Source organism: Roseobacter sp. GAI101, from assembly GCF_000156335.1.
In the GTDB taxonomy this organism is placed as follows: domain Bacteria; phylum Pseudomonadota; class Alphaproteobacteria; order Rhodobacterales; family Rhodobacteraceae; genus Sulfitobacter.
Genome location: NZ_DS999213.1, coordinates 3,665,820 through 3,692,077, shown reverse-complemented (window position 1 = coordinate 3,692,077; position 26,258 = coordinate 3,665,820). Strand labels below are relative to the sequence as shown.

Annotated in this window: 22 protein-coding genes and 1 pseudogene; 14 read left to right on the top strand and 9 right to left on the bottom strand. The window is 59.9% G+C overall.

Annotation, left to right across the window (positions count from 1 at the left end; all coding sequences use genetic code 11):
* Window positions 1-77: 77 nt before the first annotated feature.
* Window positions 78-2,374, bottom strand: a pseudogene (locus RGAI101_RS17465) (xanthine dehydrogenase family protein molybdopterin-binding subunit).
* 182 nt (window positions 2,375-2,556) lie between these two features.
* On the opposite strand from RGAI101_RS17465, the gene RGAI101_RS17460 reads away from it, so the two are divergent.
* On the top strand, window positions 2,557-5,634 hold the full coding sequence (locus RGAI101_RS17460; RefSeq protein WP_008226945.1) for a valine--tRNA ligase: 3,078 nt from the start codon (window positions 2,557-2,559) through the stop codon (window positions 5,632-5,634).
* Window positions 5,635-5,839: 205 nt separating this feature from the next.
* On the opposite strand, the gene RGAI101_RS17455 is transcribed toward RGAI101_RS17460, so the two are convergent.
* Window positions 5,840-6,631: a crotonase/enoyl-CoA hydratase family protein gene (locus RGAI101_RS17455; protein ID WP_008226477.1), complete on the bottom strand. Its 792-nt coding sequence runs from the start codon at window positions 6,629-6,631 to the stop codon at window positions 5,840-5,842.
* Window positions 6,632-6,947: 316 nt separating this feature from the next.
* Here RGAI101_RS17455 and RGAI101_RS17450 point away from each other — a divergent pair, with 316 nt between their 5' ends.
* Window positions 6,948-8,051: a pyridoxal phosphate-dependent aminotransferase gene (locus RGAI101_RS17450; RefSeq protein ID WP_037229793.1), complete on the top strand. Its 1,104-nt coding sequence runs from the start codon at window positions 6,948-6,950 to the stop codon at window positions 8,049-8,051.
* Window positions 8,052-8,118: 67 nt separating this feature from the next.
* Window positions 8,119-8,298, top strand: coding sequence for a hypothetical protein (locus tag RGAI101_RS17445; protein ID WP_008225156.1), 180 nt, complete (start codon window positions 8,119-8,121; stop codon window positions 8,296-8,298).
* 2 nt (window positions 8,299-8,300) lie between these two features.
* Here RGAI101_RS17445 and RGAI101_RS17440 read toward each other — a convergent pair whose 3' ends face one another.
* Complete coding sequence (locus tag RGAI101_RS17440; RefSeq protein WP_037228668.1) at window positions 8,301-9,524, bottom strand: pyridoxal-phosphate-dependent aminotransferase family protein; 1,224 nt, start codon at window positions 9,522-9,524, stop codon at window positions 8,301-8,303.
* 228 nt (window positions 9,525-9,752) lie between these two features.
* Here RGAI101_RS17440 and RGAI101_RS17435 point away from each other — a divergent pair, with 228 nt between their 5' ends.
* Window positions 9,753-11,615, top strand: a complete 1,863-nt coding sequence (locus tag RGAI101_RS17435) for an ABC transporter ATP-binding protein (protein ID WP_008225360.1) — start codon at window positions 9,753-9,755, stop codon at window positions 11,613-11,615.
* Window positions 11,616-11,627: 12 nt separating this feature from the next.
* Here RGAI101_RS17435 and RGAI101_RS17430 read toward each other — a convergent pair whose 3' ends face one another.
* Complete coding sequence (locus RGAI101_RS17430; protein WP_008226879.1) at window positions 11,628-12,302, bottom strand: TIGR04283 family arsenosugar biosynthesis glycosyltransferase; 675 nt, start codon at window positions 12,300-12,302, stop codon at window positions 11,628-11,630.
* A gap of 66 nt (window positions 12,303-12,368) precedes the next feature.
* Here RGAI101_RS17430 and ygfZ point away from each other — a divergent pair, with 66 nt between their 5' ends.
* On the top strand, window positions 12,369-13,112 hold the full coding sequence (gene ygfZ, locus RGAI101_RS17425; protein WP_008228018.1) for a CAF17-like 4Fe-4S cluster assembly/insertion protein YgfZ: 744 nt from the start codon (window positions 12,369-12,371) through the stop codon (window positions 13,110-13,112).
* Window positions 13,113-13,150: 38 nt separating this feature from the next.
* On the opposite strand, the gene RGAI101_RS17420 is transcribed toward ygfZ, so the two are convergent.
* A complete protein-coding gene (locus RGAI101_RS17420) occupies window positions 13,151-14,026 on the bottom strand; it encodes a CobW family GTP-binding protein (protein WP_008225158.1) in 876 nt (291 codons plus the stop codon).
* Window positions 14,023-15,648 carry an amidohydrolase gene (locus RGAI101_RS17415; RefSeq protein WP_008225955.1) on the bottom strand — a complete coding sequence of 542 codons (1,626 nt, stop codon included), beginning with the start codon at window positions 15,646-15,648 and terminating at the stop codon, window positions 14,023-14,025. The genes RGAI101_RS17420 and RGAI101_RS17415 overlap by 4 nt, the downstream gene beginning before the upstream one ends.
* A 98-nt stretch (window positions 15,649-15,746) precedes the next feature.
* Here RGAI101_RS17415 and RGAI101_RS17410 point away from each other — a divergent pair, with 98 nt between their 5' ends.
* The 8 genes from RGAI101_RS17410 to RGAI101_RS17385 all read left to right on the top strand — a co-directional run bounded on the left by RGAI101_RS17410 (window position 15,747) and on the right by RGAI101_RS17385 (window position 22,284).
* On the top strand, window positions 15,747-16,682 hold the full coding sequence (locus RGAI101_RS17410; RefSeq protein ID WP_008225427.1) for a LysR family transcriptional regulator: 936 nt from the start codon (window positions 15,747-15,749) through the stop codon (window positions 16,680-16,682).
* Window positions 16,683-16,791: 109 nt separating this feature from the next.
* Window positions 16,792-17,577, top strand: a complete 786-nt coding sequence (locus RGAI101_RS22465; protein WP_008227244.1) for an ABC transporter substrate-binding protein — start codon at window positions 16,792-16,794, stop codon at window positions 17,575-17,577.
* A complete protein-coding gene (locus RGAI101_RS22460; protein ID WP_008228717.1) occupies window positions 17,574-18,095 on the top strand; it encodes an ABC transporter substrate-binding protein in 522 nt (173 codons plus the stop codon). The genes RGAI101_RS22465 and RGAI101_RS22460 overlap by 4 nt, the downstream gene beginning before the upstream one ends.
* Window positions 18,092-18,346: a putative ABC transporter oligopeptide-binding protein gene (locus tag RGAI101_RS22455; RefSeq protein ID WP_008224909.1), complete on the top strand. Its 255-nt coding sequence runs from the start codon at window positions 18,092-18,094 to the stop codon at window positions 18,344-18,346. The genes RGAI101_RS22460 and RGAI101_RS22455 overlap by 4 nt, the downstream gene beginning before the upstream one ends.
* 72 nt (window positions 18,347-18,418) lie before the next feature.
* Window positions 18,419-19,396: an ABC transporter permease gene (locus RGAI101_RS17400; protein ID WP_008225988.1), complete on the top strand. Its 978-nt coding sequence runs from the start codon at window positions 18,419-18,421 to the stop codon at window positions 19,394-19,396.
* A 70-nt stretch (window positions 19,397-19,466) separates the two neighbouring features.
* A complete protein-coding gene (locus RGAI101_RS17395; protein ID WP_008227191.1) occupies window positions 19,467-20,345 on the top strand; it encodes an ABC transporter permease in 879 nt (292 codons plus the stop codon).
* The gene (locus RGAI101_RS17390) at window positions 20,342-21,316 is read left to right on the top strand and encodes an ABC transporter ATP-binding protein (RefSeq protein WP_008226589.1); all 975 of its coding nucleotides are present in this window, start codon (window positions 20,342-20,344) and stop codon (window positions 21,314-21,316) included. Before RGAI101_RS17395 ends, RGAI101_RS17390 begins: the two co-directional genes overlap by 4 nt.
* Complete coding sequence (locus RGAI101_RS17385) at window positions 21,313-22,284, top strand: ABC transporter ATP-binding protein (protein ID WP_008229361.1); 972 nt, start codon at window positions 21,313-21,315, stop codon at window positions 22,282-22,284. Before RGAI101_RS17390 ends, RGAI101_RS17385 begins: the two co-directional genes overlap by 4 nt.
* Window positions 22,285-22,372: 88 nt before the next feature.
* On the opposite strand, the gene efp is transcribed toward RGAI101_RS17385, so the two are convergent.
* Window positions 22,373-22,936, bottom strand: coding sequence for an elongation factor P (gene efp, locus RGAI101_RS17380; RefSeq protein WP_008228211.1), 564 nt, complete (start codon window positions 22,934-22,936; stop codon window positions 22,373-22,375).
* A gap of 217 nt (window positions 22,937-23,153) precedes the next feature.
* On the opposite strand from efp, the gene RGAI101_RS17375 reads away from it, so the two are divergent.
* A complete protein-coding gene (locus RGAI101_RS17375; protein ID WP_008228933.1) occupies window positions 23,154-23,474 on the top strand; it encodes a DUF6280 family protein in 321 nt (106 codons plus the stop codon).
* Between the two features lie 133 nt (window positions 23,475-23,607).
* On the opposite strand, the gene RGAI101_RS17370 is transcribed toward RGAI101_RS17375, so the two are convergent.
* The gene (locus tag RGAI101_RS17370; protein ID WP_008227299.1) at window positions 23,608-24,744 is read right to left on the bottom strand and encodes a hypothetical protein; all 1,137 of its coding nucleotides are present in this window, start codon (window positions 24,742-24,744) and stop codon (window positions 23,608-23,610) included.
* A gap of 73 nt (window positions 24,745-24,817) precedes the next feature.
* Entirely contained in the window at window positions 24,818-26,257 is a 1,440-nt protein-coding gene (locus tag RGAI101_RS17365) for a TolC family outer membrane protein (protein WP_008226788.1), read from the bottom strand.
* Window position 26,258: the final 1 nt, after the last annotated feature.

Here is a 26,258-nt window from a genome sequence, read left to right as displayed (position 1 = left end):
GCTCTTAAATATCCCGGGGGGCCCGCAAGGGTGGGGGCAGCGCCCTCTCCAACGCCCCCCCCGGACCACGACGGCCGCTATTCCGCGGCCATCGCCTGGGCGTTCAACAATTGCCAAACCTTGTGCGGCGTGAAAGGCATATCCGCCTGACGCACCCCCTGATCCCACAGCGCATCTTGTACCGCATTGGAAATCGCCGCCAAAGCACCGACGGTTCCCGCCTCGCCGCAGCCTTTCATGCCCATCAGGTTCGCCGTGGATGGCACAGGTTCGGAATTGAACGTGATAAAGGGTACATCCGCCGCGCGGGGCATGGCGTAATCCATGAAGGACGCCGTCAAAAGCTGGCCATCCTCATCATAGACCACGTGCTCCTGAATGGCCTGACCAATCCCCTGCGCGACACCACCATGGACCTGACCTTCAGCCAGCATCGGGTTGATCAGATTGCCAAAATCATCCACGACCGTATAGCGGTCAACCGTCACGACACCCGTTTCAGGGTCGATCACCACCTCGGACACATGCGCCCCGTTGGGATAGCTGCGCCCTGGCAGCGTCGCGCGTTCATGATGCACCAGCAGATCGTCACGGCTTTTTCGCGGGCCAGATCGGCGACCTCCAGCATGGTCGGCGTCATGTTCGACCCGTCCGCGCGGAACCGTTCGTCGTCAAAGCTGATCTCTGAAGCAGGCACGCCCATTTCATCGGCCAGAAACGCGGTAAATGCCTCGGTCATCTTGGCGACGGTGGCCAGCGTCGCGGTGCTTTGGGTGGTGACGGAACGCGACCCGCCGGTGCCGCCGCCCTGCTTGATCAGATCACTGTCGCCCTGGATCACATGGATCAACTCTGCGGGAATGCCGGTCTGGTCGGACAGAAACTGTGCATAAACCGTCTCGTGCCCCTGCCCGTTCGACTGGGTTCCGACATAGATGAACACGGTGCCGTCTTCGTTAAACTCGACCTTGGCCCCCTCGGACGGATCGCCCAAGATGCTTTCAATATAATAGCAAAGGCCCTGACCGCGCAGCAGACCGTTCTTGGCATCTGCTGCCTTGCGGGCCTCGAACCCCGCCCGATCCGCCTCATGGGCCGCGCGCGTCAGCAGGCGGTCGAATTCACCGACGTCGTAATTCTCGCCCGTGGCTGACATGTATGGAAACTGCTCGGGCTTGATAAAGTTGATGCGGCGCAGGTCCCACGGGTCAATTCCCAGCTCGCGCGCGGCGCGGTCCATGACGCGCTCAAGCACGTAAATCGCTTCGGGGCGGCCCGCGCCACGATAGGCATCGACCTGAACGGTGTTGGTGTAATAACCTTCGACCTGCAACCACGTGGTCTGCACGTCATAGACCCCCATCAACACACGGCTGAACAAAGTCGCCTGGATAGGCTGCCCGAACTGGCTGTTATAAGCACCAAGGTTGCACTTGGTGGACACGCGATAGGCGGTGATCCTGTTGTTCTCGTCAAACGCCAGCTCGGCCAGCGACGTCAGATCGCGCCCGCCGTTATCGCTCAGCATCGCTTCGGTGCGGTCGGACATCCAGCGCACCGGGCGGCCAACAGCGCGCGCTGCCTGCGCGACCGAAAAATACTCGGGGTAGGTCATTCCTTTCATGCCGAAACCGCCACCGGTATCGGGGTTGGTCACCCGCACATGATCGTCATCCAGCCCGAACACCCGCTTGAGGTTGTCCTTGTGGTTCCAGACCCCCTGCCCGTTGTTGGAAACATGCAGCTTGCCATCCTGCCATTCCGCATAGCAGCCGCGCGGCTCTAGCGAATTCACGATGATCCGGTTGTCGCCCACTTCCAGCGAAACCGTCTTGGCCGCCGTATCGAACGCTTTTCGCGTCGCGTCTTCGTCACCGAGCCCCCAGTCGTAGGCAAGGTTTTCCGGTGCCTCGTCGTGCAGTGCCTCGCCGCCGCGGGACATGTCCATATGCGCGGGCAGATCATCAATCTCAAGGTCGATAAGTTCGGCAGCATCACGCGCCTGCACCAGCGTATCGGCGATAACCACCGCGACCGGTTCCCCGACAAAACGCACCTTGCCCTTGGCCAGCATCGGGCGCAACGGCTTGGCCCCGTCGCTACCATCGCGGTTTTTCAAGACCGTACTGACCATGGAAATATCCATGCCAGCCGCCTCGAGGTCGTCGATGGTCAGCACTGCATGTACGCCCTCGGCCTCGCGCGCGCCGGACACGTCAAGCGATGCAATCACACCATGCGCCACGGACGACCGAAAGAAATAGGCATGCAGCGCCTGATCTGGCGAAATATCGTCGACATACCGCCCCTCGCCGGTCAAGAACCGCACATCTTCGACCCGTTTGACCGGCTGGCTTTTCCCGAACTTATCCATCTGCACGCATCCTTTGGAAATTCATCTCGTATTTCCGCTGACCTTAGCCTGCATACCCGCGATGTCCAGTAATCCGGCGCAAAACCCCGCGTTGCAGTAACACCAAGTTTTCAGCGCGCCAGACTTCCCCTTTGCGCCTTGCTCCGCTAGATCATCGTCAAGTTTAAAGAAGGACGCTGATCATGGCACTCGACAAGAATTTTGACGCCGCCCAAGCCGAAGCCCGCCTCTATGCCGCATGGGAGGCCTCGGGTGCCTTCAAAGCGGGGGCCAACGCCAGCCGCGACGAGACCTATTGCGTCATGATCCCGCCCCCCAACGTCAACGGGTCACTGCACGTCGGCCATGCGTTCAACAACACGCTTCAGGACATTCTGGTGCGCTGGCACCGTATGCGCGGCTTTGACACGCTCTGGCAGCCCGGACAGGACCACGCAGGGATCGCCCTGCAACTGGCCGTCGAAAACAAGCTGGCCGAAAGCGGGATCAAACGCACCGACCTGACGCGCGATGAATTCCTGAAACATGCATGGGCCTACAAGGAAAGCACCGCTGACACCATCGTGGGCCAGCTGAAACGGCTGGGGTCGTCCTGCGACTGGTCGCGCAACGCCTTTACCATGTCCGGTGCCCCCGGTGACACCCGCGTGGGTCACGAGAATTCGCCCAATTTCCATGACGCCGTGATCAAGGTCTTTGTGCAGATGTACAACGAGGGCAAGATCTACCGCGGCAAACGTCTGGTCAACTGGGACCCGCGCTTTGAAACCGCGATTTCTGATCTCGAGGTCGAAAACACCGAAGTGCCCGGCCATATGTGGCATTTCAAATACCCGCTCGCGGGGGGGGCCACCTATGAATATGTCGAAAAGGACGAAGACGGAAACGAGACTCTGCGCGAAACCCGCGACTATATCTCGATCGCGACAACCCGCCCCGAAACCATGCTGGGCGATGGTGCCGTGGCCGTGCATCCTTCTGATGAACGCTATGCACCAATCATCGGCAAACTGTGCGAAATTCCCGTGGGCCCGAAAGAGTCCCGCCGCCTGATCCCGATCATCACCGATGAATACCCCGACAAGGATTTCGGCTCGGGTGCGGTCAAGATCACCGGCGCGCATGATTTCAACGACTATCAGGTTGCCAAGCGCAACGGCATCCCGATGTACAACCTGATGGACACAAAGGCCGCAATGCGTGCCGATGGCCGGCCTTATGCCGAAGAAGCTGCAACGGCCCAGAAAATCGCAAACGGAGAGCTGGAGTTCGACGAGGCCATGATCGCCGCGATGAACCTGGTCCCCGAAGACTACCGTGGCCTTGACCGTTTCGAGGCGCGCGACAAAGTTGTAGCCGAGATCACCGCTGAAGGCCTCGCCGTGATGCACGAGGTGACACGCACGGTGAAGGACGAAGACGGCAATAAATCGGACGTGACCGAAACTGTTCCATTCGTCGAAAACAAACCAATCATGCAGCCCTTCGGCGACCGGTCAAAGGTCGTGATCGAACCGATGCTGACGGATCAGTGGTTCGTCGACACCGATCAGATCGTCGGTCCCGCGCTGGACGCCGTGCGCAATGGCGACGTCAAGATCATGCCCGAAAGCGGCGAGAAAGTGTATTACAACTGGCTCGACAATATCGAACCTTGGTGCATCTCGCGCCAGCTGTGGTGGGGTCACCAGATTCCGGTCTGGTACGGGCCAAGCGTCACGCATACCCAAAACGAAGACGGCACGGTTTCCGACGAATGGGACATCAAAAACCCCGTCCATTTCTGCGCCCCCACACTCGACGAAGCGCTTGCGCTGGCTGTCGACTATTACCAGCCCAGCGGCGCACATGGCTATCTTGTCAACGAAGAGGCGCAATCGCCCGAACAGTCCATCGCCCAGAAGTTTGACGACCACGGTCAGCCAGTCCGGCTTTGGCGCGACCCCGACGTGCTGGACACGTGGTTTTCGTCTGGCCTTTGGCCTATCGGCACGCTTGGCTGGCCCGAAGACACACCGGAGCTCAAGAAATACTTCCCCACTTCGGACCTGATCACGGGTCAGGATATCCTGTTCTTCTGGGTTGCGCGCATGATGATGATGCAGCTCGACGTAGTCAAACAGATCCCCTTCAACACCGTCTACCTTCATGGCCTCGTGCGCGATGCCAAGGGCAAGAAGATGTCGAAATCCGTGGGCAACGTGATTGATCCACTTGAAATCATCGACGAATACGGGGCCGATGCCCTGCGCTTTACCAACGCGGCGATGGCATCGCTGGGCGGCGCACTCAAACTTGATACCGCGCGCATTGCGGGCTACCGCAACTTTGGCACCAAGATCTGGAATGCGCACCGTTTTGCGGAAATGAACGGCGTGTTCGAGGCGGACGTGGTGAACGTCGCCTATACCAGCCACACGCAGGTCGACCATACGCTGAACAAATGGATCATCGGCGAAACCGCCCGCGTGCGCGAAGAGGTCGATGCCGCGCTTGAACACTACCGCTTCAACGATGCGGCCAACGCGCTTTATGCATTCGTCTGGGGCAAGGTCTGCGACTGGTACGTGGAACTGTCCAAACCCCTGCTGCAAGACGATGCCCCCGAGGCAACCGAGACGCGCCAGACCCTGAAGTGGGTCCTGGACCAATGCCTTGTGATGCTGCACCCGATCATGCCCTTCATCACCGAAGAGCTGTGGCAAACCACCGGCACGCGCACGAAAATGCTGGTCCACGGCGATTGGCCTACCTACAGCGTGGCTGACATGCTGGACACAGATGCCGACCGCGAATTGAACTGGGTCATCGGTCTGATTGAATCGATCCGCTCGGCCCGCCAGCAAATGCACGTGCCTGCGGGCCTCAAGGTGCCGATGCTTTGCACCGCGATGGACGCCGCCGCCCAGGCCGCCTGGGATGGCAACGAGGCGATGATCAAACGCCTGTCCCGCGTGGAAAGCCTTGAGAAGATCGACGATTTCCCAAAGGGCACGGTGTCCATCGGAACACCGGGCGCGACATTTGGCCTGCCTCTGGCTGGTCTGATCGACATCGACGCCGAAAAGGCCCGTCTGCAAAAGTCATTGGATAAACTAGGCAAGGAAATCGGTGGCCTTAAAGGTCGGCTGAACAACCCCAAATTCGCCGCCTCCGCCCCGCCCGAAGTCGTTGCCGAAGCCCAAGGCAATCTGGATGCACGACAAGAAGAAGCGGACCAACTTCAGGCTGCTCTGGATCGGTTGGCTGAGTTGGGGTGAACGCCATCCCATTCCAAATGGAATTTCATCCTCGCCGAAGGCATTAAGTTCTTCTGGAGCACCAAAAGAGATTTCTGCCTTCGGCGAGGATTTTTTACCATTTGGAAACCAAGATCGGTAATCCTGAATCTGCGGTCCAAGCTGGGAAGCGAAGATCGTCCATTTGGAAGGCCCCGTCTACCTCGGTAGGCGGGGCTGACTTTTTTCAATCCTTGAAAACGGCGGGACGTTTGCCGAATTCGGCCGCGATGACTTCCATCTGGTGCGGGCGGCCCAGCAGTTCGGCCTGTTCGCGGGATTCCTCAATCAGCACGTCATCCGCCCCCGAGATTTCGGCGAAGGCTGCAAGGCGCTTGGCAGCCTTTATCGCACTCGGACTTTTGCCTGCAATCGTGGTGGCCAGTTCCATCGCTGCGGAAAGCGGATCATCGGCAAGCTGTGTCACCAGCCCCCAGCGTTCGGCTTGGGCTGCATCAATCGGTTTCGCCGTATAGGTCAGCAATCGCAGGACATCGCCGCGCACAAGTTTGGGCAGCAGCACCATCCCGCCCATATCGGGGACAATGCCCCATTTCATTTCCATCACGGCCAGTTCGGTGCCCGGCTCTGCGATACGTATGTCGGCCCCAAGGGCGAGTTGCAGCCCTGCGCCGTAGACCTTGCCATGCAGTGCCGCGATCACCGGCACACCGACGCGGGTCCAGACCATCGCGACCTCTTGCCATTGGTTCGTGGTGCCATCGCCATGGGTGCGGGGCATCATCCGGTCCGCAGGGTTTCCGCCGGCCAACTCTCCCATCGCGCTGATGTCGATGCCCGCACAAAAGGCTCTGCCCTCGCCCGACAGCACGACGACGCGGGCATTTGACGCTGCCACCTCGTTGCCTGCCGCGATCACGGCGTCGATCATTTCCTGATCCACGGCATTCATTTTATCGGCCCGTGTCAGGCGGACGTGGGCGATGTGGTTTTCGTATGTAATTGACAGGCGGGCCATCTTATCCTCCGAATGGTTTTTACCATCTGGACCTTCGTCCACGGTATTGCCTAGAGAAACGCTACGGCACCCCGCCGTCAACCTGCTGCATCATGCCGAAGGCATGTGTCTTAGACCAAGGATGAGATACGCAGCCAGTCGCGCCTTGCCGGTACAGTCGGAACCGTCAAAGCTATCCGAAGGCCGCAAAGAGGTGCCCCACGACCCTGTATATTTCGTCATGATGGCCCGGCAGTCGTCCATTGCCGCCGGTTAAACATGCGCAGCGCGCTTTCAATACTTGCCCTTGTCCCAACCGTTGCGCTACGTCAGTCAGATGACACATGCCCGCCTGACCCCGCTTGCACAATCCCTACCCTCGACCGTGCCCTTCGTCGGTCCCGAGACGCAAGAACGCGCCGCCGCACGCCCGTTTGCCGCAAGGCTGGGCGCGAACGAAAACGTATTCGGTCCTTCGCCGCGCGCGATCCAAGCGATGGCCGCAACCGAACAATGGATGTACGGCGATCCGGAAAGCTTTGATCTGCGAGAGGCCCTTGCCGTGCACCACGGCACCACCCCGGACCATATCGTCGTCGGTGAAGGCATCGACGGCTTGCTTGGCTATCTTGTGCGTTTGGTGGTCGGACAAGGCGACGCCGTCGTAACCTCGGACGGGGCTTATCCGACATTCAATTATCATGTCGCCGGCTTTGGCGGCGTGCTGCACAAAGTACCCTACAGCGGCGATCATGAAGACCCGCAGGCCTTGTTCGCCAAAGCGGCCGAAGTGGACGCAAAGCTGGTATATCTTGCCAACCCCGACAACCCGATGGGCAGTTGGCACAGTGGCGCGGATTTGGTTGCCGCGATGGCGCGTTTGCCCGATGGCTGCCTGCTGGTGCTGGACGAGGCCTATATCGATTGCGCCCCCCAAGGGACTGCCCCCGATCTGGGTGCCGATGATCCCCGCCTGATCCGCATGCGCACGTTTTCCAAGGCGCACGGCCTAGCTGGTGCGCGCGTGGGCTATGCCATTGCAGCCCCCGATCTGATCAGCGCCTTCGGCAAGGTCCGCAATCACTTCGGCATGAACCGCGCGGCCCAGGCCGGGGCGCTGGCCGCCTTGCAGGATGCGGATTGGCTGGCCCATGTGCAGGCCCAAATAGACATATCCCGTGACCGGATCGGCCAGATTGCACGCGACAACGGGCTGACGCCCTTACCGTCGGCGGCGAATTTCGTGACGATCGATTGCGGGCGTGATGTTGTTTTCGCCAAGGCCGTGCTGGACGGGCTGGTGGCGCAGGGCATTTTTGTGCGCATGCCATTCGCGGCCCCGCAAAACCGTTGCATCCGCGTCAGTTGCGGCACCCGAGAGAACCTGGACGCCTTTGCGATGGCTCTGCCAAAGGCTCTGGCGGACGCGCAAAACGGGTAACGCACCCGTTTTCACATTGCATTAATGTCCGCGACTTAGACATCAAGAGCCCAAGCAAGAGCCTCTGATGCGCGATAATAACGACCGCCCTGCCCCGGATTTCACCCACGCCTGCATCGTGATGTTCGGCGTGAACATAATGTGGATCTTCATCGTGATCTGGATCACCTGGGGTATGCTTGCCGTGGCGCTGTGCGGCTGGGCCGTGAAGGTGTTCATCGACCGGATCGCACAGCGCAGGCGTTAGGGTCAGCTGCCCCCGATCACCTTGGCGGCTGCGTCCAGCGCGCCGGGACCGCGCTTGATCCCAAGCGCAGACATCCCTGCCTCCATCCCGCCAAGCATGGCCATGATCATCTGTCCGTTCACATGCCCCATATGGCCCAGACGGAAAAACCCGTGACTTTCCGCACTGCCCGGCGCGGCCATCCCAAGCCCGATGCCCAATGTCAGCCCGATGTTTTCCTGAACCCAGTCGCGCAGTTGCGTGGCCTGAGGGGCCTCGAGCCGCAGGGCCGTCACCGCGTGGCTGCGCAACTCCGGATCAGCGATGTTCATGGCAAGGCTGCCGTCGGCACCCCACGCGTCACACGCGGCCCAAACTGCGCGGGCAAGGATTTCGTGGCGTGCCCAGACGGCCTCCAGCCCTTCGGTCTGGATCATGTCGACCGCGACCTGCAGGCCGTAGATGTGATGCGTTGGTGCCGTGCCGCAATGGTATTGGTAGAATTCCTGCGGGTTGGCGCGCGGGGTCCAGTCCCAGAAGCGGCTGACCCGTGGCATCTTGGCGCGCACTTCGGCGGCGCGGTCGTTGAAAAACACGAAGCTGACACCGGGCGGCACCATCAGGCCTTTCTGGCATCCGGTGACCATGACGTCGACGCCCCAGCGGTCCATTTCGAATTGGTCACACCCGAGGGAGGCGATGCAATCGACCATCAACAAGGCCGGATGATCCACAGCATCCAGCGCCGCGCGCACCCCGGCGATGTCATTGCGCACGGATGTCGACGTATCCACATGCACGGCCAGAACCGCTTTGATCTCGTGGGCGGTATCGGCCTCGAGCCGGTCAGCAATCTGGTCCAGGTCCATCGCGGACTGCCTGCCGAAATCCATCACCTCGACATCAGCGCCCAATCCGGTCGCCGTGTCGCCCCAGCCATGCCCGAAGCGGCCCGTCGCGGGCACCAGAACCTTGTCACCGGGTGCGATCACATTGCTCAGCGATGCTTCCCAAGCGGCGTGACCGTTGCCAATATACATCGCCACATGGTGCCGGGTGCGGGCAATATCGCGCAACCCCTGCATCAGGGGCGGCATCATATCGACCAACGCGCCCGAATAGATATTAGGGGCCGCACGGTGCATCGCATTCAAAACGGCTTCCGGCATGACAGACGGGCCCGGAATCGCAAGATACCCCCGCCCGTGTGACAGATTGACATGCGATGACTTGGAGGGACTGGACATAAAAAGCGGTGCCTTTCTGGGACTGCGGTGCGCGCCAACTTACGCGCGCGCGGCGCGGCGTCAATCGCGATCGGGCCGGTATCAGGCGGGAATTTTGTGGTAATTTGACAGGGACCGGGCGTGCATCAAACCGGGACCGGACAGACAATCACCCCCGGCGCGCTTGCCCTAGGCCGCCGCCCTGCGTAAACCCAAGGGGCATTTGCCCAAAGGATTGTGGCCCCCGCTATGAGTGAAGTGACCTATAGTTCCAAAGAATTGCTGAAATGGCTCTGGGACGACTACTTGAAAAAGCACATGGGATTGCTGGTTGTGGCCATCATCTTCATGTCCATCGAGGGCGCGACCATGGGCGCGCTGGCCAAGCTGATGCAGCCGATGTTCGACCAGGTGTTTGTCGCGGGCAAGGAAAACGCGCTGATCTGGGTCGGGCTGATACTGGTTGGAATCTTCGTGCTGCGCGCTGTGGCCGGGGTGACGCAAAAAGTGCTTTTGACCCGCATCTCGCTGAAATCGGCGGCGGATATGCGCATTGATTTGCTGGACCGGATGATGATTCAGGACGGTGCGTTTCACCAGAACCATCCTCCGGGTTTTTTGATCCAACGGGTGCAATCGGATGTGAACGCCATCGGTGCGGTCTGGCAGGCGGTGATCACCGGAACAGGCCGCGATCTGATCGGGCTGATCGTGCTGCTGGGCGTTGCGATTTCGATTGATCCGGTCTGGGCCCTGCTGGCCTGTATCGGTGTGCCTTTGATGGTGATGCCAGCAGCCCTTGCGCAACGCTTCGTGCGCCAGCGGTCCCGCGAGGCGCGCGATATCGGTGCGAATCTGTCCACGCGCCTGGACGAGGTGTTCCATGGCATCGTGCAGATCAAACTGAACGCGCTGGAACGCTATCAGGCAAGGCAATACCGCGACATAACAAAGACTTACATTCGCACCGAAGTGCGCGCCGCCTTTGGCAACTCGGCCATTCCGGGCATGATCGACATCATGTCGGGGATCGGATTCATGGCCGTGATCCTATACGGCGGGTCCGAGATCATCTCGGGCGACAAGACCATCGGCCAGTTCATGACCTTCTTCACCGCGATGGGCTTTACCTTCAACCCGCTGCGCCGCCTTGGGGCGATCAGCGGCCTTTGGCAGACTGCGGCGGCTGCGCTTGAGCGGATCAAGGAACTGATGGATGCGCCTGTTAACCTTAGATCACCGGCCAAACCGATGCCGGTCCCAACAGGCCTGCCCGATATCGAACTGAAAGGCGTCAGCCTGTCCTACGGGGATGCAAAGGTGCTGGACGATCTGAACCTGACCGCGAAAGCGGGCCAGACCACCGCACTGGTGGGGGCCTCGGGGGCGGGGAAATCGACCATCTTCAATCTCATGACCCGGTTGATCGACCCGCAAGAAGGGGCGATCACCATTGGCGGTGTCTCGATCAAGGACATGGATATTCCCGAGCTGCGCGGCCTGTTTTCCGTGGTTTCCCAAGAGGCGTTGCTGTTCGACGAAACCCTGCGCCAGAACATCGTTCTGGGTCGCGAAGACGTCAGCGATGCCGAACTGCAATCGGTTCTCGAAGCCGCCCATGTCGCCGATTTCCTGCCCAATCTGGAACACGGGCTTGAAACCCCTGTCGGCCCGCGCGGGTCGGCCCTGTCGGGCGGGCAACGCCAGCGCGTCGTGATTGCGCGCGCCCTGCTGCGCAACACGCCGATCCTGCTGCTTGACGAAGCGACCAGCGCGCTGGATGCCCAATCCGAAAAGGTCGTGCAGCAAGCGTTGGACCGTCTGTCCAAAGGCCGCACCACCATCGTGATCGCGCACCGTCTTGCCACCATTCGCGGCGCGGACAAGATTATCGTGATGGACCGTGGTCGCGTGATGGACGAGGGCAACCATGATGAATTGCTGTCCCGCGGCGGCATCTACGCCGATCTCTACCGGCTGCAATTCGAGGATGGCAAAACCGTCTATGACAGCCGCCATGCACGGGATCTGCGGGTGCGTGAAAAGGGTCTTAAACCAAACCGGCCCAACATATTGCAACGGTTCGGGCAGCGGCTGTTCGGGCAGGCCTAGGACATTGCCCCGTTATTTGGCGTAGTCAGCCGCCAGCTTGGCGGGCGCGACACCGGCAAAATAGCGGATCAACGTCCAAAGGTTGCGCCCCCCCCGGCGCAGCCAGCCGGCGCGCTGATATTTCTCGGCCGAGGTGACGGCGTCTACCGGAATGCCTACCAGCCGGCCCTTGAGGGCGCGCGCAAGGGACACATCCTCCATCAGGGGCGCATCGGGATAGCCGCCGGCGGATTGATACAGCGCGCGCGGTAGCAGCAGGCCCTGATCGCCGTAGGGCAGCCCGAGACGGCTGCGCAGATTGGCCCAGCCCGCAACAAAACCGGCAGGGAAACCGTCACTGTCGAAACGCAGGTGGAACCAGCCCGCTTTTTTCCCCTTGAGATGGGCGATCACCGGCCCAGTCCATCCGGGATCAAGCGTGGTGTCAGCATGCAGGACAAGCAGCCAGTCCGCCGACGCCTTGGCGCAGCCACGCCTAAGTTGCCCCCCGCGCGAGGCCGGACCCGTCACGATTTCTGCCCCCCATGCATCGGCCAGGGCCAGGGTCGCGTCTTCGGACCCACCGTCGGATATGATGAGTTCTCGGATCAACCCGGCGTCCAATCCTTCCATCAATGCGGTCAGGCAACCGCTTAGATCGGCCGCGGCATTCAACGTCGGGATGATCACAGATATGGGCGCACGCATGGTTGCCCCTTTCGGCTTGGCTTTGGGGTGCTATATGTCATGTTAACGATTAGAAGGACAAGCTTTATGAACGATCGCCGCATCCTGAAGCTGACAGGCGCAGACACTCTGGACTTCCTTCAGGGATTGATAACAAACGATATTCGCAAGCTGGAACAGGGGCCGATCTATGCGGCGCTGTTGACGCCGCAGGGCAAATTCATGGTGGATTTCTTCTTGGTGGCGGCGGGCGAAGCCGTGCTGCTGGATGTGGCGGAGCCGTTTGCCGATGCTCTGGTCCAGCGTCTGAACATGTATCGGCTGCGCGCTGATGTGCAGATCGCGGCGACAGAGTTGTACCTGCACCGCAGTTTGGGCGCGGCACCCGACGATGGCTACAGCGACCCGCGTGATGCGCAGATGGGTTGGCGCGCCTATCGGGATGTGCCGCAAAGCGATGATACGACAGATTGGGACGCCCTGCGTGTCGCGCACTCAATCCCCGAGAACGGCATCGAACTGACCCCAGATAGCTTCATCCTCGAGATGGGGTTTGAACGGTTGAACGGGGTGGATTTTCGCAAGGGCTGCTATGTCGGGCAAGAAGTCACCGCGCGGATGAAACACAAGACGGAGCTGCGCAAGGGTCTGGCGCAGATCAACATCAGTGCACCAGTCTCTGTCGGGGCCGACATCACCGCCGACGGGAAACCTGCTGGCACGGTCCTTACCCAATCGGGGACCAGCGCGCTGGCCTATCTTAGATTTGACCGGGCGAAACAGGCCATGCAAGCCGAAGACGCGACGATCACGTTGCAGTCCGACGGCTGACGCGTACAACAGAGTTTTGGAAGCTTCCGCGCCCGGCCTTAGCGGTGCCACCAGTCATCGATCTGATCTGCTGTGATCTGGCTGCGCAGCCCGATCCCGACAACTTTGGTCTGTCGGGGCTGCTTCAGGCGTTTGATGCTTACCGACGGGCCGACGCATTGGACTTCCCAGCCGCTATTTGCATCATGCCCCACGAAGCCTTTGAAGCGAAACAATCCCTCGGGCCGCGTTTTCAGACGGTCTTTCAACGCCTCGTAGCTCAGGGCCAGATCGCCTTGTGCGCTCCAGCTTAGATAGGGTGCGTGGCGGCTCTGCGAGACAGTTGGGATGTCTTTGCCACCGGCCCCGAATAAAAGCGGTGCCAAGACATCCACCTGCGTCAAATCCAGGACTGCCGCGCGGGCCTGAACGCCCAGACGAAGCTGCACTGCCGGATCGGGCACCGCGAGTTTACTGATCAGGACCAGATCGGCCACATTCACCTGCCCCGCCACCTGCGCGCCGATCTGCGGGTCCTGCGACAAGCGGGCATAGGTTTGACCATCCACCACCGTCACGATCCCGCCATAGGCCAATTCCGGTTCGGCCTGTGCGACCTGCGCGATCCGCGCCGGATCGGCCACGCCAGATGCTTCGATCACCAGATGATCCGGCCGCGTCCCTCGGTCCAGCACATCGCCGATGGCCATATAAAGATCGGCCCCCATGGTGCAGCACACACAGCCATTGGTCAGGGTCAGCGTGTCATCATCCGCCGAGGCAAGCAGATCCGCATCTATGTTGATCGCCCCGAAGTCATTGACCATAACCAACAGCTTCAGGCCATGGTTTTCGGCCAGCACCCGGTTGATCAAGGTGGTTTTCCCGGCCCCCAAATACCCCGAGATGACCGTCAGCGGCAAACGGTCCCTCATAGCAGATGCACGCGCCCCCCAAAGACGGTGCCCAGGACCGGCACATCCCTAAGCGCCATGGGCTCGACCGCCATCGGGTCATCACCCAGCACGGCAAAGTCCGCGCGTTTCCCAGCCTCGATACTGCCAATCTCGCCATCCAGTTTCAGCGTGTAGGCGGCCCCCATGGTGATCGCGAACAGCGCTTCCTCGACGTCGATGCACTGCGCGGTCCCCAGCGTGCGGCCCGACATGGTCTGCCGGTTCACAGCGCACCAAGCGGTGAACAGCGGTGCCATCGGCGTCACAGGGGCATCCGAATGGATCGCGACATTCACGCCCGCGTCAATCGCGCTGCGCGACCCGTCCATACGCTCGGCGCGGTCTGTCCCGATTGTAAGGGCTGCGTGTTGATCGCCGAAATAATAGATGTGGTTGGCAAAGATGTTGCAGCACACGCCCATGTCAGCGGCCCGTGTGAACAGGTCGCGGCCCATCATCTGGCAATGCTGCAAGACATGGCGGTGCCCGGTCCACGGGTGTTTGCGCAGTGCCGCCTCGATCGCGTTCAGCGACACCTCTGCCGCCTCGTCGCCATTGACGTGAATGTGCATCTGTATGCCACGACCGTGTAGTTCCTCGACCAGCGCAAAGATCGTTTCCGGCGGTGTATTCCATATGCCGTTGGGTTGCCCGCCGACATATCCGGGGGATTTCACCCGCGCCGTCCAGCCTTGGATGGACCCGTCCGTCATCAGCTTGACCGCCCCCAGCCGCAGCTTGTCGGTGCTGCGTTTGGCCAGCGCCTGCGCCTTGTCACCAATCGCTTTCGGCCCGTCGATTGCGCCCAAGGCAGGCACCACACGCAAAGGGAAATCATCGGCACCGGTCACGCGCAGCATGGTGGTCACGTCGTCTTCCTCCATCTGGGAATAAAGGTCGGTGACCGTGGTCACGCCTGCGCGGCGGGACACATCTGCATAGGCACGAATGGACGCTTCTTTCTGGCTGAGGCCGCGAAAATCGATCCCCAAACGCCGCATGACCGGGAACATCGCGGCCATTTCCTGCAGCTCCCCCGTGGGCAGTCCGTCAGCGCCTTTGATCACCCCTTCGGCATTGGTGGTCTGGTCGAACCCGGCCAGATCAAGCGCTGCCGAGTTGACACACATCAGGTGGAAATTCGAGAACATGATCGCGATGGGGCGCGTCGTGCTGATCTGGTCCAGATGGGTCTTGCTCAGCCGTTCGGACGTCAGAAAGATCGGGTCAAACCCCCACCCGACCAACGGGGCATCGTCCTCCAGTGTTTTAGCGTATTCCGACAGCCCGCCAATCACCGCGTCAATATCCGTCAACCCCGGCCACATTTTGCCATCCGGGTCGATCCGGTCGTGAAAACCGGCATAGGCGTATTCCCACATCGCGCCCGCCATCATATGCGCGTGGCCTTCGATGAAACCGGGCATCAACACCGCGTCTTTCAGGCTGTCATCATGGGTCACCGCGCCCCATTGATCCGCGCAGGTCGCATCACCGACCGCCAGAACCTCACCGTTGCGGACGGCGACATGCGTCGCCTCCATCCGGTTCAGGTCCATTGTGATGATCTTTTTGGCTGAAAAAACAACGATATCCGACATGACGCCCCCTATGTTCCGGTCAACAGCTATCGCAGCTTGGTTGAGCGGAAAAATAGATTTACTGTCGTGCAAAGCCCGTAAATTTAGGGGAATGACCGATGCGCTTTACCTTCAAACAACTGCGGTATTTCGATGCCGCCTTGCGTTATGGATCGATTGCGCGGGCGGCGGAAGAAATGAACATTTCGCAATCCTCTATCACGGCGGCGATTGATCTGATGGAGGGCAATATCGGCAGCACCCTGTTCCGCCGCATCCCCGCCAAGGGGATCGTCGCCACGGATGCGGGTCGCGAAGTCGGCCAGCGGGTCGTCGCATTTCTAGAGCAATGCCGCCATTTCGAAAGCGAGTTGATGAGCCTACAAGGCAGCCCCACCGGCACCTTGCGCGTCGCCTGTTTCGAACCCTCGGCCCCCTATGTCCTGCCGCCGATCCTGAAACGGATTGCGGCGCTTTACCCGTCCATCCGGATTGATCTGAAAGAAGGGGACATGCAGGAAATCTCGCAGCTCTTGAGAGATGGGGGGGTGGACATGGCACTGACCTACAACGTCGGGCTGGCTGCAGATCAACCGTTTCGGTCCTTGTTTTTTGCGCGGCCCTTTGCGTTGCTGCCCGCTGACTGGCCCTTGGCGGCCAAACCCAACCTGACCCTGGCCGATATGGCCGACCTGCCCATGTTGATGCTGGATCTGCCGGCATCACAAAGCTATTTCAACCGGCTGTTCAGCAGTCAAAGCCTGCGCCCGAAAATTGTGCACACCTCAAAATCATCTTCTGTCTTGCGCGGCATGGTAGCGGCCGGATTGGGCTATACGTTGATGAATATTCATAGCCGTGTGGATGCTCAAGACCTGTCAGGATATGTCACCAAACCCTTGTTGGGCGACCTCGAAGAACCTGATTTTGGCCTTGCATATAGTGCCGGGAACGAGAAATCGGCCGTGTTGCAGGCGGTGCTGAAAATCTCGGATGATCTGGTAAGCGAAGGGCAGTTCGACAGTCTGGAATTGCGTCCACGCACCGCGGGCTAAATGCATAGAATGCACTTAGCCAGCACATTAAACACTGTTTTCTGTACTAAAGGTTCTGGCTAGCCTTCCAAGCATAATAATCCAAAATCATTCTTGGGGAGTCCAACACATGTCCATTTTTGCCCGTCTGGTGGGGGCCGCTGCCATCGCCACCGCAGCGCTTGGCGCTGCACCCGTTCATGCTGAAGGGGGCACGCTGGTCATCGCGTCAAGCCAGGTGCCGCGCCATTTGAACGGTGCCGTGCAATCGGGAATCGCAACCGCCGTCCCGTCGACGCAAATCTTTGCATCCCCCATGCGCTATGACGAAAACTGGGACCCTCAGCCCTATCTTGCCAAAAGCTGGGAGGTGTCCGAGGACGGCCTGAGCGTCACGCTGAACCTGGTGGACAATGCGACGTTCCATGACGGCAAACCCGTCACATCCGAGGACGTGGCATTTTCGATCATGACGATCAAGGAAAACCATCCCTTCAAGTCCATGTTCGCCCCGGTCGAGGCGATTGAAACCCCCGATCCGCTGACCGCCATTATCAAGCTTGGCCAACCACACCCTGCCCTGCTGCTGGCCATGTCGCCCGCGCTGGCCCCGATCCTGCCCAAACATGTGTACGGCGACGGACAGGATATCAAAAGCCATCCGGCGAATGCCGCGCCTGTCGGGTCTGGCCCGTTCATGCTGGAAGAATTCACCGCAGGCGAAGCGATCGTGCTGAAAAAGAACCCGAATTTCTTTATCGAAGGCCGCCCGAAGCTGGACGAGATCATCATACGCATCATCAAAGACCCCTCTGCCCTGCTGATCGCAATGGAAAACGGCGAGGCTGACATCTATCCCTTCATGGCCGGTGCGCAGGAAATCAACCGTCTGGGCAAAGTGGACGGGCTGGAGTGACCGCCGAAGGCTATGCCGCCGTGGGTCCGATCAACTGGCTGGCGTTCAACACGGAGTCGCCCAAGCTGAGCGACGTGCGGGTGCGACAGGCGATTGGCTATGCCGTGGATCGCGATTTCATCACCAAGGCGCTGCACCGTGGTGTATCGACGCCGCAGCGTGGCCCGATCATCGAAAGCTCGCCGTTCTTTGACGACACGATCGAAGCCTACGATGTGGATCTGGACAAGGCCAATGCGCTGATGGCCGAAGCCGGTTTCGGCGACGGGATGGACCTGACCATCGACTATATCCCCGGCCCCAAAGAGCAGCAGCAATCGGTTGCGGAATACATGAAGTCGCAACTGAAAAAGATCGGCATTGACGTGACTGTGCGTGCGGCACCGGACTTTCCGACTTGGGCGGGCCGTGTTGCGGGCCAGGATTTCGAACTGTCGATGGATGTCGTGTTCAATTGGGGCGATCCGGTGATCGGTGTGCACCGCACCTATCTGGCGACAACATCGTCAAGGGCGTGATCTGGTCGAACACGCAATCTTATGCGAACCCCAAGGTCGATGAACTGCTGAATGCAGCGGCGGTCGAGTTGGACCTGGACAAGCGCAAGGCCCTTTACGCCGAATTTCAACAGGTCGTCGCGCAGGATTTGCCGATCTACTGGATCAACGCGACGCCCTATCACACAGCCTATAATTCAAAGCTGGTGAACCCGCCCAAAGGAATATGGGGCACCATGCACCCGATGGATATGGTCGAAATCTCCGAGTGAGCCAACACGGTTCGGGGCGGCCTGGGTCGCCCCGAAGGCGCGCAACAAGCCTGCGAAAGCACAGATCCCTCAATGACAGCTTCTTTCTTCATCCGCCGCATTGCCTACGGGCTTTTGCTGATGCTGGGCGTCGTGATCCTGAATTTCCTTTTGATCCGGCTGGCACCGGGCGATCCAGCGGTGGTGATCGCGGGTGAAATGGGGGGTATCGACGCACAGATGCTGGCGGCGATCCGGGCGGATTACGGGCTCGATAAACCGCTGCCAACGCAGCTTTGGATTTATCTGTCGAATGTCGTTCAGGGAAATCTGGGCGAGAGTTTCTTTTTCAACCAACCGGTTGCGACGCTGATTTCGGCACGGATCGGGCCGACGATATTGCTGGTGCTGACGGCGCAAGTGCTGTCGATCGTGATCGGGATGTTTCTGGGCGTGATTGCGGCGCGCAAGCCAAACGGCCCGCTGTCGGGTTTCGTATCGGTCTTTGCCACCATCGGATATGCTGTGCCGGTGTTCTGGACCGGCATCATGCTGGTGATCCTGTTCGCCTCGGTCTTTCCAATATTTCCGGTTGAGGGGATGCGGTCCGTCCGCCTGCGCGACGCGGGGCCGATAGCGCAGTTTTTCGACGTCGCGCATCATCTGGTTCTGCCCGCCTTCACGCTGGCGATCATCTATCTGGCCCAATATGCCCGACTGTCGCGCGCGTCGATGATGGATGTTCTGGGGTCAGATTACATCCGCACGGCGCGGGCCAAGGGTGCCACAGAGCAGTCGGTGCTGTTCAAACACGCCCTGCGCAATGCGGCGCTGCCGATCCTGACGGTGGCGGGGCTGCAATTTGGCAACCTGATTTCGGGCGCGCTGTTGGTCGAGACGGTGTTCAACTGGCCGGGCATGGGGCGGCTGGCGTTCGATTCGATCCTGCGGCGTAATTATCCGACGGTTTTGGGCGTGTTGTTCTTTGCCGCAGCCATGGTGGTGGCGGCCAATATTCTGACCGATCTCAGCTATCGTTGGGCGGATCCCAGACTGAGAGGGCGTGAATGATGCGTATGTCGACTTGGGGGCCAGCCCCCAAACCCCCGGAGTTTATCTGGCAAAATGAAGGAGCGGCAGCGTGACCGAGCCAACCGTTCCAGAACCCTATGTCGCCGAGAGTCCGGGGCGCGAGGCGTGGCGCATGTACAGCCGCAACCGTACTGCGCTGTTCGGGCTTGGATTGCTTTTTGTCATATTGGCCATCACTTTCTATGGGTCGTTTTTCTATGCTGGCGATGCCTATGACATTGTCTGGGCCCCACACGAGCCGCCGATGGTCACGCCGGAGTTTCCATTGGGCACCGATTATCTGGGCCGCGATATTGTCACCGGGATGCTGAAGGGCGGCGGGCCGACCATGGCAGTGGGGGCTGCGGCCGCGTTGATCACGATGGTGATCGGGGTCAGCCTGGGCGCATTGGCCGGTTTTTATGGCGGCTGGATAGATACGGCGCTGATGCGATTTACCGAGTTTTTTCAGGTGCTTCCCGCGCTGTTATTCGCGATGGTGCTGGTCACGCTGTTTTCGCCATCGCTTTGGACAATTGCCTTTGCCATCGGGGTGGTCAGCTGGCCGCAGACCGCGCGTCTGACGCGGGCCGAGTTCATGAAGATCAAAGAGCTGGAATACGTCACCGCCGCCCGCGCCATCGGGGCCAAGAACACGCGGATCATCTGGAAGGTCATCCTGCCCAATGCCGCGCCGCCGCTGATCGTTTCCGCGGCGTTGACCATCGGCGTCGCGATCCTGTTCGAGGCAGGATTGTCATTTCTGGGCCTTGGGGATCCGAACGTGATGTCCTGGGGGTTGATGATAGGAGCCAACCGCGATCAGCTATTGGATGCGTGGTGGCCGGTAACCTTTCCCGGCCTTGCGATTTTCCTGACCGTGCTGGCGGTATCGCTGGTGGGCGACGGTCTGAATGATGCCTTCAATCCGAAACTGAGAGAAAGATGAGCGCCCTTCTGGAGATCGAAGACCTGAACGTGACGTTCAACACGCGCTACGGTGCCGTTACGGCGTTGGATTCCGTTTCATTGCATGTGAATGCGGGTGAAACCCTGGGGGTGGTCGGCGAATCCGGCTGCGGCAAGTCGATCACGGCCCTGTCCGTCATGGGGCTGATCCCCTCGCCACCCGGCCGGATTGCCGGCGGGTCGATCCGGCTGAATGGTGAAGAGCTGACCACGGCATCTCCTGCGCGGATGCGGGCGATCAGGGGGGCCGAGGCGGCTATGATCTTTCAGGAACCGATGACCTCGCTCAATCCCGTTTTCACCGTGGGCGCGCAGATCGCCGAGGCGATCATGCTGCATCAGAAGGTCGGCGCAGATCAGGCCATGCGCGCTGCCGTCGCCTTGCTTGACCGGGTCGGTATCCCGTCGCCGGACGCACGGGCGCGCGACTATCCGCACCAGTTGTCAGGGGGCATGCGCCAACGGGTGATGATTGCCATGGCCGTGTCCTGCCGCCCCAAGATGTTGATCGCGGATGAGCCGACAACCGCGCTGGATGTCACCGTGCAGGCACAGATTTTTGACCTTCTGAACGAGATCCAGCGAGATTTCGGCGCAGCGATTGTGCTGATCACCCACGACATGGGCGCGATCGCCGAGATGGCCGACCGCGTCGCCGTCATGTATGCTGGCCGTGTGATTGAAGGGGCGACTGCCGACGATGTGCTGGACCATCCGCAGCACCCTTACGCGCGCGGCCTGATCGACTGCATCCCCAACATCGCCAAGGGGGACGCTGCCCTGCGCGAAATTCCCGGCGTTGTGCCGCCGCTGCATCTGCTGGGCGCTGGCTGTGCCTTTGCCGCGCGCTGTGCCCACGCCAATAACCGCTGCCATACCGAAAAGCCCAAGCTGGCCGCGCATGGCCATCATCCCGCCGCGTGCCATGCGGTGCAGGAGGGCCGCATATGAGCACAGTTTTGGATGTCCGCGACCTGACCGTGCGCTTTGACCTGCCGCGCCCGTCGATGTTCGCCGCCCGCCCCCAGCTTGAGGCCGTGCGGGCGGTGTCCTTCACCCTCGAGGAAGGGCGCGCTCTGGGTCTTGTGGGCGAAAGCGGGTCAGGCAAGACGACGACGGCGATGGCTGCGATCCGGTTGACCGAAGCGGCCGGTGGGCAGGTGCTTTTTGACGGTGATGACCTGCTGAAGCTGAGCGCCGAACAGATGCGCTTGCGCCGCCGCGACGTGGGGCTGATCTTTCAGGACCCCTATTCATCCTTGAACCCGCGTGCCCGTGTCGTGGATATCGTGCGCGAACCGCTGGATCTGATGGACATCGGGACGATGGACGAACGCATGGGCAGGGTACGCGAGTTGTTCACGCTGGTCGGCCTTCGCGAGGATCAGCTAAGCCTTTTCCCCCATCAGTTTTCGGGCGGGCAGCGGCAGCGTATTTCCATCGCGCGGGCGCTGACCACGAACCCCAAGCTGCTGGTCTGTGATGAACCCGTTTCGGCGCTGGACGTCGCCATTCAGGCCCAGATACTAAACCTGCTGGCGCGGCTGAAACAGGAACTGGGCCTTAGCTATCTGTTCATCAGCCATGATCTGGGAGTGGTCCGCCACGTCTGCGATGATGTGGCCGTGATGTATCTGGGCCAAATCGTGGAACAAGCCCCTGTCGCCACGCTGTTTGACGCGCCGCGTCACCCCTACACACAGGCGTTACTGGCCGCAGCACCATCGTTGAAGCGACGTAAAAGCCAGGGCTATACCCGCGCGATGCAAATCAAGGGCGATCCGCCAAGCCCCATCAACCCGCCCAAAGGATGTGCGTTCGCAGCACGTTGCCCAAAATCCAGGCAAATCTGTACGGAGCAGCGCCCGACGTTGCAAAAAAGTGACAATTCCCGCGTTGCCTGCTTCTTTCCCGCCTGAATCCAGGCCCCCGGACAGCAAAAAGCCCCGGAAGATCCGGGGCTTTCAGGTGCAGCGAAGCTATGACGTTACGTCAACCCTGAGCGGTTCAGGCGCGCTCTGAATACTCCATCGTGTCGGTGTTGACGATGATATCTTCATCGGGTCCGACGAACGGCGGCACCATGACCTTCACCCCATTATCCAGGATCGCGGGCTTGAATGAATTGGCCGCGGTCTGGCCTTTGACGACCGGCTCGGTCTCGACGATCTTGCAGGTCACTTTCTGGGGCAAGGATGCGTTCAGTGCCTCATCCTCGTGATACTCTACAACGACCATCATACCGTCCTGCAGGAACGGGCGGCGGTCTCCCAACAGCTCGGCTGAAAGCTGGACTTGGTCATAGGTTTGCGTGTCCATCAACACCAGCATACCTGCGTCTTCATACAGGAATTGTTGGTCTTTCTGCTCAAGCCGGACCTTCTCGACCTTGTCCGCGCTGCGGAAGCGTTCGTTAAGTTTCGAGCCGTTGCGCAGGTTGCGCATTTCGACCTGCGCAAAAGCCCCGCCCTTGCCGGGCTTGACGTGATCGACCTTTACCGCAGCCCAAAGACCACCGTTATGTTCCAGCACGTTGCCGGGGCGAATTTCGTTTCCATTGATCTTGGGCATGCATGTCCACCATAGCAAAAAAGTTGAACTGTAATTCAAGGGACCTATATCTGTCCTATAGCGTTACAGCAATAGAACCTGCGTATGCTGCGACCGCGAAAAGCCATGCACTAAGCGCATGGATGGTATGCAATAAAGGTGTATCCGAATCACAATGATTAGGTCATAAGGAACTCCACGCCTAAATGACAAGAGCAATAATAGAAAGGACGACGAGATGAAAGATTTCGTTGATGGCACTGCCTTTAACAATGAACAAGGCAACCGTGCCCGCAAACTTTTCGCCGCCGTGGTACTGGCAGCACTCGACGATGCAATCGCCGATGACAAGAAGTATGGCAACGGTCCGGAGCAGATCGCACGCTGGGCGCGTTCGCGCGATGGCCGCGAAGTACTGAGCTGTGCCGGCATTGATCCGAACGAGCGTGTTGTCACAGGTTTGATGGATTTCGTCGGCAAAGGTGTCCGTACGTCTGTCGCCCTGTCGCGCGAAGAGTCCGAGCGTCGCAACGCCGCACAGCAGGCAGAAGCCGCATAATCCTGAACATCAGATTATCGCAAAAAAGCGCGGCCCTTGGGCCGCGTTTTTTAGTTTATGGAATGTGGTGATACCACCCGTCTGCGGTACATCATCAAGAACTCTAGCGCTAGAAGCGCCATAGGCCCCCGCCCTATTCCAGATCTTGCGCAGTCAATGCGCGGTGGATTTCGCGGCGCACCAGTTTGCGCACGTTGCGCGTAATCCGTTCGCCCAGAACACCCTGCAATTCGGAGCGAACGATTTCGCTCACCAGATCACGCAACATCGCCTCGTCCAGAAACTCCTCTGGGCCAAGACCAATACCGGCGTCTGCGGTGCCCTCATCTTCGTCGAAATGATCCTCGTCCCTTGCGAAACGACTGGCCTCTGCAAGACGGAACTCCTCCGCAAGGCGGGCTCCCTCTGCTGAATGATCATCGGTCGTGTCGGTCTGAACGTCCTTTACCGCAGATTCGATCGCTTCGTCCGGCTGCGGAGTTTTCACCTGTCTCAACGGCGCGCCTTTGGCGTCGAATTCGACGTCATCCTCCCAAACCATCGCCGGCGCTTCGCTGCCGGAATAATCGTCGTCTCCGGGCGCGTCGGGCTCCCAATTCTCCGGAATCCGGCTGATCGCGCTTTCCAGCGCTGCGATCTTTGCGCTCAGCCGATCTGGCGTGGGAGGCACATCTTCGACCAATTCGGAATCGCCAAGGTTCAAGATGTTGCTGCGGGATGTGGTGAACGAAGGTAACGGCTTTTCTGCGCTTTTGGCCGGCTCATCCGCCTGCACTTCTTTGCGCGGATTGTGCAGCTTTAGAGGTTCGATATCAAATTCATCGGATGTCGGGTCAAAGTTATGCAACGGGTTGCTGAAATCAAATGAATCCGGCCCCCCTGCCGACGCATCATCGTGATCTTGCCATGCCTGAACATCCGCATCCGCATCCCCGTCCAGTGCCGGATACAGGTCATCGAATGCGCCTGCCCCGGTTTGACCTTCCGCAGTCTCGGCTTCGGCAAACCTGTCTTCCAAGACATCCTTATCGGCAACATCGACCACAGCACGGTCGTCCCACTCCGTCGGCGAAACATCCGGGGCCTGCTTCTTGTATGCGTCGACCAATGGCGCATCGTTCGACACCCGCAAGGAAGGGGTCAGCACCAGCTTGTCTTCAAACTTCGCTTCGGGTTTGGCACGATTCAAGGGCCGTCTTTCTTCGGACACCAACCGGCGAATTGAAGACAAGACATCCTCTACCTCTGCGTTTGTGACAGGGTCAGACATATTATTCACCACTCATTCCTCACGGGGAGTCTATCTTGGAGATCAGATTCTAACAATGGGGCCGTGAAAATTGTCAATCTTTTTGCAGTGCCCGCAACACCCGATCCAACTGCTTGCCCTCTTTGGAGAACTTGGCAGGGCCGTCTTTTACAAGGTTGTAGTAAGCAGAGGGATCGTAAATCTGGACAGGCAGCTTCAGATCGCGCGCGGTCAGTTGGCCTGTCGCCTGAAGCACCGAATACGCCGCGACATAAATCTGGGTTTGCGCCGTCACGCTTGAAGACCGCGCATCAAGCAGCGATTGTTCCGCATCCAGTACATCAAGCGTGGTCCGCGCGCCAAGGGCGGCTTCTTCGCGGATCCCCTGAAAAGCGATCTCTGCCGCCCGAACCTGACGCTCGGACGCCTGGATCTGGGCGCGCGCAGATGCGAGACCTGCATAAGCATCGCTTACCGCACGTTCGACATCCTTGACCACCACATGCAGATTACCGCGTTGTGCGTCCCGCTGGGCGCGGTTCTTGCGAACAGCCGAAGACAACGCCCCCCCTTGATACAAGGTTTGGCCGACCTGCAAGCTGACGCTGCCGTTCCGGCTGGATGCCTGAGAATCAAACGTCTCGGTCAGGCCAAAAGAACCCTGCACGGACACTTGCGGCTCCATCTGGGCCTGGCTGCTGCGGATCAACAGATCGGCGGCGGCTACCTGATGCTGGACAGCCTTGATATCGGGGTGGCTGCGGACGGCAAGCCCTTTGGCTGCGGCGATGGTGCTGGACACCCGCGGCAGGCTGGGCGGACGGGAAAGTCTGCCGGGCGCGCGGCCGACCGCGACTTTGTAATAAGCCTTGGCGCTGATCAAATCACCTTGCGCCCCGGCAAGACCGCTGCGGGCCTGCGCCAGTTGCGCTTCGGCAAGGGCGACATCGGTGCGGGTGACTTCGCCCACTTCGAAACGGTCCCGCGCGGCGCGCAGTTCCTGCGTCAGCAAGCGCATGTTGTTTTCACGCAGCGATACGATCTGCTCGGCCTGGATGACCCCCATGTAGGCGTCCACCGCACGCAGCAAAATCTGCTGTTCGATGCTGACAAGGGTTTCGCGGGTGGCCAGAACCGTCTCTTTTGCCGCTTCGACAGAGAACCGCGAGGCACCGAAATCATAGACCAACAAGGATGCGATCAGGTTGATCGACGTGGTCAGCTGGTCGGTGCTGGTGCGGGTCCCGGGCAGCGCAAAGGCCGACCCGCCACTGATCGTCCGGTTGAAGTTCTGGGTCAGATCCCCGGTCCACCGAACGACGGGCTTGAGCGCCGATTTGGCAATGGCGACGTCTTCGTCGGCTGCGCGCAGGACGGCGCGGTTCTGATCCAGCAGGCCAGAGTTGTTGTAGGCCCCCACCAGCGCATCGGCGAGTGTTTCGCTTGTTGCACTGACCGGCGCAAGTAGCCCGAAACCAATACATGACGCCGCGATCATGTTGCGAAGTGCGCCTTTTGTCTTTGTTATTGTCATC

What these genes read in the sequence shown, in the direction of transcription:
- RGAI101_RS17385 (WP_008229361.1), top strand. Translation starts at nt 21,313, where the DNA reads ATGAGCACAGTTTTGGATGTCCGCGACCTGACCGTGCGCTTTGACCTG.
- RGAI101_RS22465 (WP_008227244.1), top strand. Translation starts at nt 16,792, where the DNA reads ATGTCCATTTTTGCCCGTCTGGTGGGGGCCGCTGCCATCGCCACCGCA.
- RGAI101_RS17410 (WP_008225427.1), top strand. Translation starts at nt 15,747, where the DNA reads ATGCGCTTTACCTTCAAACAACTGCGGTATTTCGATGCCGCCTTGCGT.
- RGAI101_RS17420 (WP_008225158.1), bottom strand. Translation starts at nt 14,026, where the DNA reads ATGAGGGACCGTTTGCCGCTGACGGTCATCTCGGGGTATTTGGGGGCC.
- RGAI101_RS17390 (WP_008226589.1), top strand. Translation starts at nt 20,342, where the DNA reads ATGAGCGCCCTTCTGGAGATCGAAGACCTGAACGTGACGTTCAACACG.
- RGAI101_RS17435 (WP_008225360.1), top strand. Translation starts at nt 9,753, where the DNA reads ATGAGTGAAGTGACCTATAGTTCCAAAGAATTGCTGAAATGGCTCTGG.
- RGAI101_RS17365 (WP_008226788.1), bottom strand. Translation starts at nt 26,257, where the DNA reads ATGACAATAACAAAGACAAAAGGCGCACTTCGCAACATGATCGCGGCG.
- RGAI101_RS17375 (WP_008228933.1), top strand. Translation starts at nt 23,154, where the DNA reads ATGAAAGATTTCGTTGATGGCACTGCCTTTAACAATGAACAAGGCAAC.
- RGAI101_RS17445 (WP_008225156.1), top strand. Translation starts at nt 8,119, where the DNA reads ATGCGCGATAATAACGACCGCCCTGCCCCGGATTTCACCCACGCCTGC.
- RGAI101_RS17440 (WP_037228668.1), bottom strand. Translation starts at nt 9,524, where the DNA reads ATGTCCAGTCCCTCCAAGTCATCGCATGTCAATCTGTCACACGGGCGG.
- RGAI101_RS17460 (WP_008226945.1), top strand. Translation starts at nt 2,557, where the DNA reads ATGGCACTCGACAAGAATTTTGACGCCGCCCAAGCCGAAGCCCGCCTC.
- efp (WP_008228211.1), bottom strand. Translation starts at nt 22,936, where the DNA reads ATGCCCAAGATCAATGGAAACGAAATTCGCCCCGGCAACGTGCTGGAA.
- RGAI101_RS17370 (WP_008227299.1), bottom strand. Translation starts at nt 24,744, where the DNA reads ATGTCTGACCCTGTCACAAACGCAGAGGTAGAGGATGTCTTGTCTTCA.
- RGAI101_RS17400 (WP_008225988.1), top strand. Translation starts at nt 18,419, where the DNA reads ATGACAGCTTCTTTCTTCATCCGCCGCATTGCCTACGGGCTTTTGCTG.
- ygfZ (WP_008228018.1), top strand. Translation starts at nt 12,369, where the DNA reads ATGAACGATCGCCGCATCCTGAAGCTGACAGGCGCAGACACTCTGGAC.
- RGAI101_RS17450 (WP_037229793.1), top strand. Translation starts at nt 6,948, where the DNA reads ATGACACATGCCCGCCTGACCCCGCTTGCACAATCCCTACCCTCGACC.
- RGAI101_RS17430 (WP_008226879.1), bottom strand. Translation starts at nt 12,302, where the DNA reads ATGCGTGCGCCCATATCTGTGATCATCCCGACGTTGAATGCCGCGGCC.
- RGAI101_RS17455 (WP_008226477.1), bottom strand. Translation starts at nt 6,631, where the DNA reads ATGGCCCGCCTGTCAATTACATACGAAAACCACATCGCCCACGTCCGC.
- RGAI101_RS17415 (WP_008225955.1), bottom strand. Translation starts at nt 15,648, where the DNA reads ATGTCGGATATCGTTGTTTTTTCAGCCAAAAAGATCATCACAATGGAC.